The sequence below is a fragment of the Flavobacterium sp. MFBS3-15 genome (genome assembly GCF_026107645.2).
GTDB lineage: Bacteria > Bacteroidota > Bacteroidia > Flavobacteriales > Flavobacteriaceae > Flavobacterium.
This window is the reverse complement of record NZ_JAPCHV010000008.1, coordinates 93352-106185: the sequence shown is the minus strand read 5'-3', so window position 1 is coordinate 106185 and position 12834 is coordinate 93352. Positions and strand designations below refer to the sequence as shown.

Genomic DNA, 12834 nt, shown 5'->3' with positions numbered 1-12834 from the left:
ATACCCCAAATATACTATTTCCAAAATAAAAAAGAGCTTTTCGAATCCCCTTTTAGTTTATCTTTTTGTTGTATTGCTTTATCATATCCAACGTTGAGGCATCACTGCTGAATACGGTATTAAGTCCTTGTGGCTCCTGAGGAGGGTCGGCAGTAAAGTCATCACCCTTAGTCCATTTGCCATTGGCCGGGTTGTTTTTCCCGCTTCCGCCAAAGCCCCAAAAATTAAGGGCTGCAAAGGTTTCTTCGTTTTTAACACTCAATGCCAGTCTGTCGAAAATGGCCTTATAAAAAGCATCTCTTGCGTTAACTGATGATTTCCTGTCGAGGCTCTCCCCTTCTCTTGGCAGGCCAAATTCCTCCAATACAATGGGTTTTCCAAGCCTTTTTGCTACTTCAATGTGTTCATCAATATAGGCAACGGCCTTTACTATTGATGGTTGTAAAGTTTCCTTCTCGTTTTTATGGTCGTACCAGCTCCAGTTTTTCGGCCAGATGTGCATCGTCAGGTAATCGATCTTAGGGTTGTCGTGCGTGCGTTCAAAAATGGCAATATCATCTGCCGATCCTGCCTTGCCCTCACTGCCTGTACATATCAGCTGGTTGGGAGCAAGTGAGTCCAACAGGTCTACCACACCATTGAGCCATTTGGTAAACGCAGCCTCATTATCGGCAGTAAACACACGCGGCTCATTGGCTACCTGCCATGCCATGATGGTGTTATCCTCGGTATACTTCTTTTTGGTATAGGTATTGGTGCGCCCCAATATGAACTTTATATGGTCATTAAATGCCTTTATGCACGGTTCGCACTTGTGGAATTGCTTCGTATATTCCATGAACTGTGGCCAGGTGTTGGGCTTAATGTTTGGATTAGGGAGCTTTCCGTAGCCGTTCCACTCCAGGTATTGCGCCATGCCGCCGCTCCATTCCCAGTTATTGTTAAGATACAGCACAGCATACATCCCGCGCTTGCCCATTTCGGCCAGCAGGTAGTCCAGCCCTTCGAGCAGATTGTCATCATACCTGCCCTGTTGCGGCTGCAATGCCGGGGTCACGGTAAAGTCCTGATTGCCTGCTTCAGCACCTACAAGTATGCGAAGGTTGTCAACACCATTGGATTTGAGCAGGTCGAGTTCTTCAGCGAGGCGTTTGCGGTCGCCGCCATCTTTCGAAGCAAGCAGGGCACCATACCAGTAATTGGTACCGATATAATGATAGGGCTTGTCACCTTTGTAAAACTGAGTACCTTTAACTGTTATGCGAGGCTGTTGTGCCTGGCAGGAAGTCGATAACATGACAAGGAATAAGAGTTTGAATATTTTTTTCATTGATGTTTATGAGTTTGATTGAAGCTCAATCTGAAATCTGAAATAATTATGGCATTGCATAAAGGTTTGGCACTGTATCCTGCAATACCGATTCGGCTTTGTTAGCAAACTGCACAAAGTCCTGCGTATTGCTTTGCCCGGCAGGCGGAACATAATAGCCGTCCTGGTTGTTAGCCCAGAACATTACAAAAGCAAGTTCCACATTGTTAGCGGTCATTGCCGTATAAATGTTGTTGGCAAAAAAGTTATTTATCGGGCTTGTGCCTGATGTTACCGTGAAGCCTGTTTCGGTCAATGCAGCTATCTTGACTTTTTCTTTGGCAAGGTCTGATACCATTTTCAGCTTGTTGTTGGCTATGGTTACTCCTGTAGCGCTGCCATTGGCAAAATCGCCGTAATTATCCATGCCCAGTACGTCGATGTAATCATCGCCAGGATAACGGCTCAGGTAGTTGCCCGAAGTAGCATAGCTGTTGTCGGGCGAAAAAGAGTACAATACATTATGTACATTTTTCGTATCGCGAAGGTACTGCACGGTAAACTGCCACGCCTGCTTATACTGCTCCGGCGTACAGTAGGCCGCACCCCACCAAAACCAGTTTCCGTCAAACTCATGGAACGGACGGAAAATCACAGGTATCAGCTTGCTGTTATTGTCTTTGAGATTATTCAGAACACTGGCTATTTTGTCCAGTTTTGCTTTATAGTAATCGTGGTTCACACCACCAGGCAAAATGCTGGCAAAAGCTTCCTGTTTTTGCTGTTCGGTCATTTCACTGGTGTAGAACGTTTCGCCTTCAAAAGGCTCCCTTAAATGCCATGCAAAAACATTTACCATGCTTTTACCGTAAGCTTCCTTCACATCGTCAATGATGAGCTGCTCCTGCTGGTAAAACCAGTTGGATGGCGTGCCATCGTTCTGGTCATCGGTAATGAACATGAAATCGGAACCCAGCAACGCCGGGTCTTTTCCGGTAGCTTTCTTCATGTCGCTGTCGCCACCGGCATTGTTATAAAAACCGGTAAAGGCATCCTGCTGGCCAACCAGGTATTTTGTTTTAGAGAGCTGCTTCAGGTTATAAAACAGTGCCACGGTCTCGGCGGTAGCATTGGGATCGACCATGTAAGACCGAACATTCCCGGGTGTGAGCACATCCGGTTCTTCGTTTACAGGGCCGTCATCGTTAATGCCGGAGTAGCGGCTGTCTTCGGAGCAGGATGTAATGGCCAAGAAAAGGAATGATAAGGTTGTGAGAATTGTTTTTTTCATAATATGGTATATTTCAGACCTCACCCCCGGCCCCTCTCCAAAGGAGAGCGGAGCCAGGGACCGAAAAGGGTATCGATAATTCTCTTAATTAAATTTCATTATCCTGATTTAATCAGTCAATATACATCTGAGTGAAGCTCCTCCCTCTCCTTTGGAGAGGGCCCGGATGAGGTCAACTACAACCTCACCATCAGTTCCAAACAAGACCTCGAGTTATGGTACGGGCATTTCCAGAAACCGGCTTTGTCTTTTTTGATCTTCGAATAGTCGGCGTTCACGCCCCATATCCATTCGCCGTGGCTTTTATCAAGGATATACTGCTGTACGAATTGCCAGTTCTTTTCAACGGCATCAAGGTATTTGGCATCGCCCGTTATCTGCCAGGCGTTTACCATGCCAATCCAAAACTCACTTTGTGGCCACCAGTGCTTTTCAGCAATGAGCTTTTCCTCCTGCGGGTCATATTCGTACCATAGTCCGCCATCTTCATCCAGCCCTTCAAAGGTGGCATCGGCCATGGTCACAGCATGTTTTTTATAGATGCTGATGAGTTCCTCATCGTCAATCACTTCAGCGCACCATTGCAGCAGCCACGCTGCCTCAATGTCGTGCCCGTACGAAACCACATCCGGCTTCTCTACCCATTCCTCACTGAAGAACAGGCGCAAATGCCCCGTTTCCGCATTGATGAAATGCTCATTGATCGTATGCAGCAATTCTGCTATCTTATTTTTTAACCCCTCATCCTGCCATACTTTATACAGGTTGGCATATCCCTCCACAATGTGCAGGTGGGTATTCATGGTCTTTTTTTCGTTGGCATCCTTATCGCTCAGGCGAAGGTCGTCAATGGGCTGCCAGTTGCGGGTAAAGGCTTCAAAATAACCTTTATGTACAGGGTCGTAGCTGTATTGTCCGATCTTATGATAAAGCTTTTTGGCCAAAGCCAATGCCTCCTCATTTCGCGAAATAGCATAAAATTCAGAAAGGCCATAGATCATGAAGGCCAGCGCATATACTTGGTTCTTCGTATCTTTCGGGTTGCCGCTATGGTCAATGCTCCAAAAGATGCCGCCATTCTCCTTGTCGTAAAAATGAGAGTTTATATAATCATATGCCCTTTGGGCCAATTTTAAATGTTTCTCATCTTTAGTAACCGGGTAAGCCGCCGAAAACGCCCACAAAATCCGCGCATTCAGCACAGAACCTTTGTCGGCATTAAAATCTTTATTTTCAGAAAAATCGATGTTGCCGATGAAACCGCCGTTGGTTTCGTCAACGGTATTTTCTGTCCAGTAATTAAGTATGAACAGCAACTCATCGTGCACTTCCTGCTTCAGGTTTGCCATTACAGGAATTTACTGTTATTATCCACCATTTTGATGATTGTATCCACCGATCCTGCCGAAGTAAAAGTGTCCGCCGGGGTGTTCATGGCATAATCGACCAACTTGTCAATGGTCGAAACCGCCACGTGCATGCGGGTATCGGATGATGCGTAGTAAATATATACGGTGCCATCCTCATCGGGGATCCAGCCATTTGAGAACAATACATTCGACACATCGCCTACCCTCTCCCCGTCTTCAGGGGCCATAAAGTAGCCCGCCGGTACATGGGTCACTTTTGAAATATCATGAAGATCGGTCATGAAAAGGTACAAGGTATAACGAAGCCCTGCCGCGGTATTACGAACACCGTGGGCCATGTGCAGCCAGCCTTTTTCAGTTTTTATCGGCGCCGGGCCAAGGCCGTTCTTCAGTTCATATATGGTGTGGTACACTTTACCGAAAATGATCTTCTCGTCCTGTACAACAGGGTTTTCCATATTATCTACAAAGCCAAGGCCTATGCCGCCGCCGCTTCCCACGTCGATAAAGCCATCCTGTGGGCGGGTGTAAAGCGCATATTTGCCGTTCACAAATTCAGGATGAAGCACCACGTTGCGCTGCTGGCCGGTATTGGATACTAAGTCCGGTAACCTTTCCCAATTGATAAGATCCTTACTGCGAACAATGCCTGCATTGGCAACAGCCGCGCTTGTATCGCCAGCCGGTGCATCCGGGTCCTTTCGCTCAGTACAAAAGATGCCGTACACATAGCCGTCCTCATGGGCAACCAGGCGCATATCGTATACATTCGTATCAACATCCTCAAGCTGTGGTATCACGCAGGGCTTGTCCCAAAATTGGAAGTTATCCACACCGTTCGGGCTTTCAGCAATGGCAAAGAACGATTTCCTGTCCACGCCTTCCACGCGCACCGCCATCAGGTATTTATTACCCCACTTCATCGCCCCGGCATTAAACGCCGCATTGATGCCTATGCGTTCCATCCCGTGCGGATTGGTAGCCGCATTTAGGTCGTAACGCCACGCAATGGGTGCATGCGCCGCTGTAATTACGGGATTTTTATATCGTGTATAGATGCCGTTACTCTCGCCAACGGGGCTGTTTTTTTGTTCTATAAGCTGTTGGTGCGCGGTAGTGAGCGCATCATAGTTAGGTATCCGTACCAGCCTGTCAGTAATCATGTCATTACCCATCTTAATATCTGTTCTTTAATTTGTATTTCTTAATAATCGGTCAGCCTGTTCCACCAGGTACGTTTCATTGTCAGGAATATTATGGCCAGCAGCGCCAGCACAATGCCAAAGCCTGTCCATTTGGAAAGGATAAAGTACATCGGCAGCAGCGTGAGCAGTATCTGCCCTGTTATACCCATTGCCACATTGGCCATGTTGATGCCAAAATTCCTGTTCTTCTGTATGCCCGGATCTTCGGAAGCCTGGATCTTTTGCCGTACCGGTTTCCAAAAGCCCCACGGCCTTACGGTTTTATAAAACTCCTTCAGTGTTTCTTCATTGGTAGGAGGCGCGGCATACGATCCCAATATGCACGCGATGAGCTGTATCACGATGAAAACAGGGAAGAAGTACAGCATTCGTGTACCGTCGAAGTAGGTCGTAATACCGCTTACCGACAGTGCCGGCGGTATTGCGCTGGCAATGATTCCGGCGAACATCCCCCAGAAGTAGCCGTTGGCATTAAAGCGCCACCAGTACCATTTTAGCACGTTGGCACAAACAAACCCGCCGTACAGCCCTGCCGTGATGATGTTGAATATCATGTTCACATCCTTAATCATCAGGCCAAGACCCACACCAAGTATCACCATTACCGTACCCGATAAGTAGCTCATGGTAATGATCTGCTTCCTGTCGGCATCCGGCTTGAAGTATTTCAGGTAAATGTCGTTCACTATATAAGCCTGCCCCGCATTGAGCGTACCCGAGAAGTTACTCATGAATGCCCCGAGGAACCCGGCAAGTACAAGGCCAACCAACCCTACAGGCAGGTATTTGTTGATCACCGCCGGCATGATGCTTTCGAAGTTCACTCCGTCTGCCGTCTGGCCCAGGGCAAGGTCTTTAAAGTATAGTACACCCAATATGCATAAGCCCATCGTCATGAAGTAGCGTATCGGCAATAGTATAATCGAGATGAAGCCACTCATCTTGCTGGCCTCCTCCGGCGACTTGGTGCTCAATATTTTCTGGCAGTCGTAGTTTGGCGCAGGCCCGGCAAGGCTTTTCAGCACACCAGAGAAGAACATCATTCCCACCACTGCCGAGAATAGCTTGTACCCATCCTTCTCCAGCTTTACCTGGGCATCAGCTAAGATGTTTTGCCAGTCAAGGCCCAGTTCCATCCCGAAAAGTGGGTCATCCCAGCCCAAAGGCATTTTATCGGCAAGCACGATTCCCGAATCGGCAAGGTGTATCATGGCTATCGTCCCTACAAAAAGGGAACAGATGATCATGATCATGTATTTGATGAAGTCGGCCAGGACAATGCCATGCATACCGCCGATGATACTGTAGAATGTTGCCACAAGGCAGATGCTTACGCCATAAAACTGTGCGGTAATATTCTTGGCTTCGTATAATGCCGTGGTATATTCTGCCGAACCGGCAGAATATTGTTCTAAATTCTGGTTAAGGAAAGGGATTACTTCTTTTACCGACTCATAAGGAATGAATATCTCAAGAAACTCTCCCACCCCAACGAATGCGTAGGCCATGTAGCCAATGCACAACATGAGCGCGAACACCACCACTATGGCGTGGCTTTGCTTTACACCTTTGTCTGTAAGCCCAAAGCGAGTACCCAGCCATTCGGCACCCGTTGTAGCATTGCTTCGGCGGAGCCATTTGCTCAGGAACACCATGAGGAACACCTGGTTAAAGACAGGCCACATCCATGGGATCCAGACGCTCTTGAAGCCGTACAGGAAGGCCATACTCACGAGGAGCATCGTCCCACTGATATCGAACATATCGCTGGCATCGCTGAGCCCCAGCATGTACCAGGGCAGCTTTTTGCCACCCATCAGGTAGCTGTCCTTACTGCGCTTGGCGCGGTTCTTCATGATGATGCCGATGACGATCATCATTATGAAATATAAGGCTATTATCGTAAGGTCTATGGCTGTTAATCTCATTCGTTCTGTGGCTTATACGCTTATCGGTATAATTTTTCTTTAGTCACATCGCTTTGGAACAATGTATTCTTTCGGTTATAAAATTCTATGAAATCTTTTTCGGAAACCTGGCCTTTGTAGGGGCCGTAGTAGTGCATTTTGGCCGGCTTGAACCAGTCATTCCAGCCGTGGTTGCGCCATACCAACACATACGATATTTTATGGTTGCCAATAGCCTCCGCCAATGTGCCCGTCCACCATTTGGCATCCGGCACTGCTTCGTAACCCGTTTCGGCAATAGCGCACAGCTTATTGTGTTCGCGGGCCACCTTATCCATTATGGCAACAATGTTTTTGGTTTCCTTCAGGAACTTTTCGCGCTTTTCGCCCTCGCCGCCCTGGTATACATCGAAACTCACCATATCTACCCACTCATCACCGGGGTAATATTCCATGAAGTTGGCTTCGGTAGCCACATTTTCGTTGGATGTATTGTATACATAGATCAGGTTGTGCACGCCTTTGCCCTGGAAGTATTTTACTGTAAAAACCCACAATTCCCTGAACTGCTGTGGCGTGGTCGTATTTTTGCACCACCAGAACCAGTCGCCCGTAAACTCGTGGTACGGACGGTATAATATCGGAATCGGCTTCCCATCGCTGCCTTTCAAAGTCAAAAGGTATTCAGCCGCGTTGTCCAACCAGCCTTTGTATTTTTCGTGCTGCGAACCTCCCGGCAGTACCGAAGCTACCGTGCCCGGAGGGTTATCCCACGCGTCCTTGCCGCTAAGCGGATTATTTACGTGCCAGCTCACGGTATTGATGCCGCCACGGTCATACACCTGCTTCATCCATTCGCGCATTTTATCGAACGGCACGCCGTCAAGGTCTTTCGATTCTTTATTCTCTATGCGGCCAAAATCCCAGCCATACACCGCAGGATAATCACCGGTTACATCTTTTACATCGCTCCTGCCCTCTTCATACTTCCACTCCACACCATAAGCCAGTGCATCCTGATGGCCGAACATGTACCCCTTCTCCTTCAGGCGGAAAAGGTTTTGGTACAAGGCAACGGTTTCTTTGGTTGCCTTTTTATCTGCAGGCATGGGAGCCAAAGCAGTAGTTTGCGAAGTCCCTTTGCAGGAAAGCAGCATCAAAAAGGCCGGTATTATTAATAAAAGGTTCTTCATTAGGTGTTGCATCTGCTTCAAAGTTAAGCCTATAGGATTGTGAAATTCACAAATATTTATATCTATATTTTAGGACAGTGTAATTTTAAAGACACTTTTTTGATAATGCCAAAGATAATTTGACTCATAAATTTAAGTTAATATTATTTTATCAAATTTATATCATATAATTGCACTAAATATTTAAAATATGGACAACCAAAAGTTCTATCGTGAGATCCCGCCGCTTACAAAAGGTGACAGCTTCCTTGTTTTTGACCGCACCAAAGATACTTTCGACTTCCCCATACATTACCATGAGGAATTTGAAATCAACTTCATACTCAACGGGAAAGGCGTAAAACGGATCGTGGGCGACCATATCGAGGAGATTGACGATGTAGAATTAGTACTGGTTGGCCCGAACCTGTATCATGGCTGGGAACTTCACAAGTGCAAGAATAAGAAGATACACGAAATAACAATACAATTCCACAACGACCTGTTTAGCGATTCGATGCTGGAACGACGCATCATGCAGCCGATACGCGACATGTTCAACAGATCCAATCACGGGATACTGTTCTCAAAAAAAACGGGAGCCGAACTTGCTGACAGGCTGGTAAGGATCTCCAAACTCGATGGTATGGACTATTTCCTTGAAATCATTTCCATACTCCATGATATGGCCAACTCAAGAAACCAAAGGCTGCTTTCGACCTTCACTGTTGATTATGACACTTTTGAAGATGACGACAAGATGAAGCTGATTTACGAATATGTACAAAAGAACTTCTCCGAAAAGATTACCCTGGACGACGTTTCAAATGTAGCAAACATGAGCCCCGTATCTTTCAACAGGTTCATCAAGAAACGTACAGGCAAGACATTTGTCAACTACCTGAACGACATCCGTGTTGGATATTCTGCGCGATGGCTTGTAGAAAAAGACCTAAGCATTTCTGAAATTGCATTCAAATCGGGCTTTAATAATATTGCCAATTTCAACCGTATTTTTAAGAGCATAAAAAACACAACCCCAAGCCAGTACCGCGAAGAATTTTACGGCATGAAACGCTTCCTTTAAACAGCAAATGATTAAAAAATATTGCCCTTATTGGTTGTAAAAGGTAAATCATAAACTATTTTAATCACTGTAAATCAATGATTTAATTTTTACAACTTATTTTCTCACACTTATAGATATAATATTTACGCAATCGTTAGAGAAAATATTATCAATAAATGATAAAATAATATTAACAAACGCTTAACAACTCCCATAAATTTGTTTTTGTCAATATTCCCTACCTAAAATTATTGATAGTCAAAAGAATTTGTTATTTATTTTAAGATTTAGTAACTAACCAAACACAAATTACTATGGGTAATACTCTACTACATGATCTTATTAAATGGTGCACAGGGGGCCGCTCCCTTGTTTACCTCATCCTGTTTTGCTGTGCGGGTGCCGTACAGGCACAAAACACGGTATCAGGGGTGGTGTCCGACGGAAGCGGGATGACCATACCGGGGGTAAACGTTTCCATTAAAGGCACACAAACAGGTGTTGCCACCAATGTTGACGGTGAATATGCCATCGATGTCCCTGCCGACGCAGTGCTTGTGTACAGCTTTATAGGCTTTGAAACACAGGAAATTAAAGTTAACGGACGCCAACAAATCAACGTGACGCTTGTGGAAGGAAGCGAACAATTGGAGGAAGTTGTCGTAATCGGATACGGTACACAGCGCAGGGACGATATTACGAGCGCCGTATCAACCATCCGTACAAAAGACATTGAAAACCTTAAGCAAACTACCGTGGACCAGATGATACAGGGTAAAGCAGCGGGTGTATCGGTAACCAACAACTCGGGGCAGCCGGGTAGTGCGGTATCCATCCGTGTGCGCGGTACCACCTCAATATCAGGAACTAACGAACCCCTTTACGTTATCGACGGCGTGCCTGTATCAGGAGATGCAACAGGTAAGTCGATGAGTGGCAGGCCTGTCAGCGGCAACGACTTCTCATCAAGCGGCAGTGCGGGTAACAACGCTGTGAGCCCATTATCGATGATTAACCCTAATGATATTTTGTCAATTGACATCCTAAAAGATGCATCTGCAACGGCCATTTATGGCTCCAGGGGCGCCAATGGCGTTATCATAATCACTACCAAATCGGGTAAAAAAGGCACAGGGAAGCTATCTTACGAGGGTTGGACCTCAGCTTCGGCCATATCTAAGAAGCTGGACGTGCTAAACCTTCGCCAATACGCTCAGTACCAGAACGAACTATCATTGCTATTCGGTGTTTCACCGGACCAGCTTCGTCCGGAGTTCGCTCATCCTGAACTATTGGGCAACGGTACCGACTGGCAGGACGAAGTGTACCGTACTGCGGTAACCAAGAGCCATCAGCTGGCATTTTCGGGGGGTAGCGAGACGACTTCATACTACCTCTCAGGCGGTTTTATGGACCAGGAAGGGGTACTTTTAGGTTCAGGCTATAAGAGATACACCATGAGGCTTAATCTCGACACAAAAGTGAAGGATTGGCTTAAGGTAGGTGCCAACATCAGCACCGGTATCACCAATGAGGTCCTTACCATCAACCAGAGCTACGGCGGTATCATCAGCAACACGTTGCTACAGGCGCCGGACATACCGGTACGCAACCCTGACGGATCGTTTGCCGGGCCACTGGACAACAGCCAGAATGTTACCTACTTCAACCCGGTTGCGGAAGCATTATCTAAAGACAACAAGCTGATACGCAAAAACTTCCTGGGCAATGTATATGCCGAAGCTGAGTTACTAAAAGGGCTCAAGTACAGGCTGGAGCTGGGTGCAAACACCGAGTTCTCGGAGCATACCGAATTCAGGCCGCAATATGCATGGGGCGTGCAGACCAACGCAAGTGCCGACCTTGATGAAAGAAGGCAGAACTGGTACTCCATCAACCTGAAGAACCTGCTTTCGTATGACAAGATGTTCGGGAAGCACAAGATAACGCTATTGGCCGGACAGGAAGCCAATGACAGCCACTGGTCGGGCATATCTGCTTATGCGACAGGTTTCCAGAGCAACTCCCCTTACGGGCTCAACCTTGCCGACCCTGCACAAAGCACGGTTACAGGCTACAAAGGCAGCGCTGCACTGTTCTCACTATTTGGCCGTGCCATTTATGAATATGATGACCGTTACAGTGTTTCTGCTACCTACAGGGCCGACCGTTCTTCTAAATTTGACCCTACTACGAAGAACCAATGGGGCTATTTCCCGGCAGTATCAGGCTCATGGAAACTTTCTAATGAAAACTTCATGGAAAGCACACGCAAGTATATCGACAACATCAAATTCCGCTTAGGCTACGGTGAAACGGGTAACCAGCAGATTGAGAACAACAGGTATACGGCAATGCTTAACCAGCAGAACTCCGGCCTTGGTTCAGGCTTCCTGGTATCGAACATCCCCAACCCAAACCTTACCTGGGAATCGATGCAGCAAACCAATTTTGGTATCGACTTTACCCTTCTTGACGAAAGGTTTGGCGCCAGCGTTGACTTTTACAACAAAACATCAAAAGACTTCCTGTTCCAGGTACCGCTTGCCGACTACCTGACCGGTGGCGGATCGCAGTATGGCGGTATCGCGGCACCAATCTCCAACCTTGGGGAAATGCAGAACAAAGGTGTCGACATCACCCTTACCTATTCTACAAGGGGCGAATTCAAATGGAACTCTACCCTTGTATTCTCACGCTACCGCAACGAGCTTACAGCCATACAGGACGGGCTTCCGCTTACGCAGGAAGTGAACACCAACGGCTATATTCCGGTAGTTGCTACTAATACTGAAGTAGGCCATCCGATAGGAATGTTCTACGGCTATGTGGCAGAAGGGCTTTTCACAACACAGGAGCAGCTTGACAATGCCCCGATACAATTTGAGCAAAGCGTTGGCCCCGGTGCAGGGCAAACTTACCTGGGCGATGTGAAATACAAAGATGTTGATGGCAACGGCGTGATCGATGCCAATGATAAAACATTCATCGGCAACCCGCACCCCGACTTTACCTTTGGTTTTACCAACAGTTTCAGCTACAAGAATTTTGACCTTTCGGTATTCGTACAGGGATCTGTGGGGAACGATATTATGAACCTTACCTACAGGAACGGCACGTCGAACTCCGGCCTGTACCAAAACGCGCTTGCAGACGCGCTTAACTACTGGACACCGGAAAACACCAATACTGACATACCGAGGCCAATTGGCACGCAAAGCAACCCGAACGTGCAGATATCAAGCCGTTATGTAGAAGACGGGTCGTATGCAAGGATACAAAACCTGACACTGGGCTATACGCTGCCGGGCGACTTGGTTTCGAAAATTAAACTAAGCAGGGTGAGGCTGTACGGAAGCGTGCAAAACCTTCACACCTTTACTAAGTATAGCGGATATGACCCTGAGATTGGTTCCTTCAACCAGAACCAGCTCCTAACAGGGATTGACAACGGAAGGTACCCGACTCCAAGAACATGGTCTGTGGGCGTAAATGTTGAATTCTAAAAAAA

At 46.9% G+C, this 12834-nt stretch carries 8 protein-coding genes; 2 read left to right on the top strand and 6 right to left on the bottom strand.

What is annotated here, in order from left to right:
* Nucleotides 1-52: 52 nt before the first annotated feature.
* The 6 genes from OGH69_RS08770 to OGH69_RS08745 form a co-directional block, all read right to left on the bottom strand.
* Entirely contained in the window at nt 53-1330 is a 1278-nt protein-coding gene (locus OGH69_RS08770; RefSeq protein WP_265174082.1) for a glycoside hydrolase 5 family protein, read from the bottom strand.
* 46 nt (nt 1331-1376) lie between these two features.
* Nucleotides 1377-2600 carry a glycoside hydrolase family 26 protein gene (locus OGH69_RS08765; RefSeq protein WP_265174081.1) on the bottom strand — a complete coding sequence of 408 codons (1224 nt, stop codon included), beginning with the start codon at nt 2598-2600 and terminating at the stop codon, nt 1377-1379.
* A 176-nt stretch (nt 2601-2776) separates the two neighbouring features.
* On the bottom strand, nt 2777-3949 hold the full coding sequence (locus OGH69_RS08760) for an AGE family epimerase/isomerase (RefSeq protein ID WP_265174080.1): 1173 nt from the start codon (nt 3947-3949) through the stop codon (nt 2777-2779).
* Complete coding sequence (locus OGH69_RS08755) at nt 3949-5133, bottom strand: glycoside hydrolase family 130 protein (protein WP_265174157.1); 1185 nt, start codon at nt 5131-5133, stop codon at nt 3949-3951. Before OGH69_RS08755 ends, OGH69_RS08760 begins: the two co-directional genes overlap by 1 nt.
* A 41-nt stretch (nt 5134-5174) precedes the next feature.
* Nucleotides 5175-7103, bottom strand: a complete 1929-nt coding sequence (locus OGH69_RS08750) for a sodium:solute symporter family protein (protein WP_265174079.1) — start codon at nt 7101-7103, stop codon at nt 5175-5177.
* A gap of 20 nt (nt 7104-7123) precedes the next feature.
* Nucleotides 7124-8275, bottom strand: a complete 1152-nt coding sequence (locus tag OGH69_RS08745) for a glycoside hydrolase family 26 protein (RefSeq protein ID WP_265174078.1) — start codon at nt 8273-8275, stop codon at nt 7124-7126.
* A gap of 190 nt (nt 8276-8465) precedes the next feature.
* On the opposite strand from OGH69_RS08745, the gene OGH69_RS08740 reads away from it, so the two are divergent.
* Both OGH69_RS08740 and OGH69_RS08735 read left to right on the top strand, forming a co-directional pair.
* Nucleotides 8466-9341, top strand: a complete 876-nt coding sequence (locus OGH69_RS08740; protein ID WP_265174077.1) for a helix-turn-helix domain-containing protein — start codon at nt 8466-8468, stop codon at nt 9339-9341.
* 296 nt (nt 9342-9637) lie between these two features.
* The gene (locus OGH69_RS08735; RefSeq protein ID WP_265174076.1) at nt 9638-12829 is read left to right on the top strand and encodes a SusC/RagA family TonB-linked outer membrane protein; all 3192 of its coding nucleotides are present in this window, start codon (nt 9638-9640) and stop codon (nt 12827-12829) included.
* Nucleotides 12830-12834 lie beyond the last annotated feature (5 nt).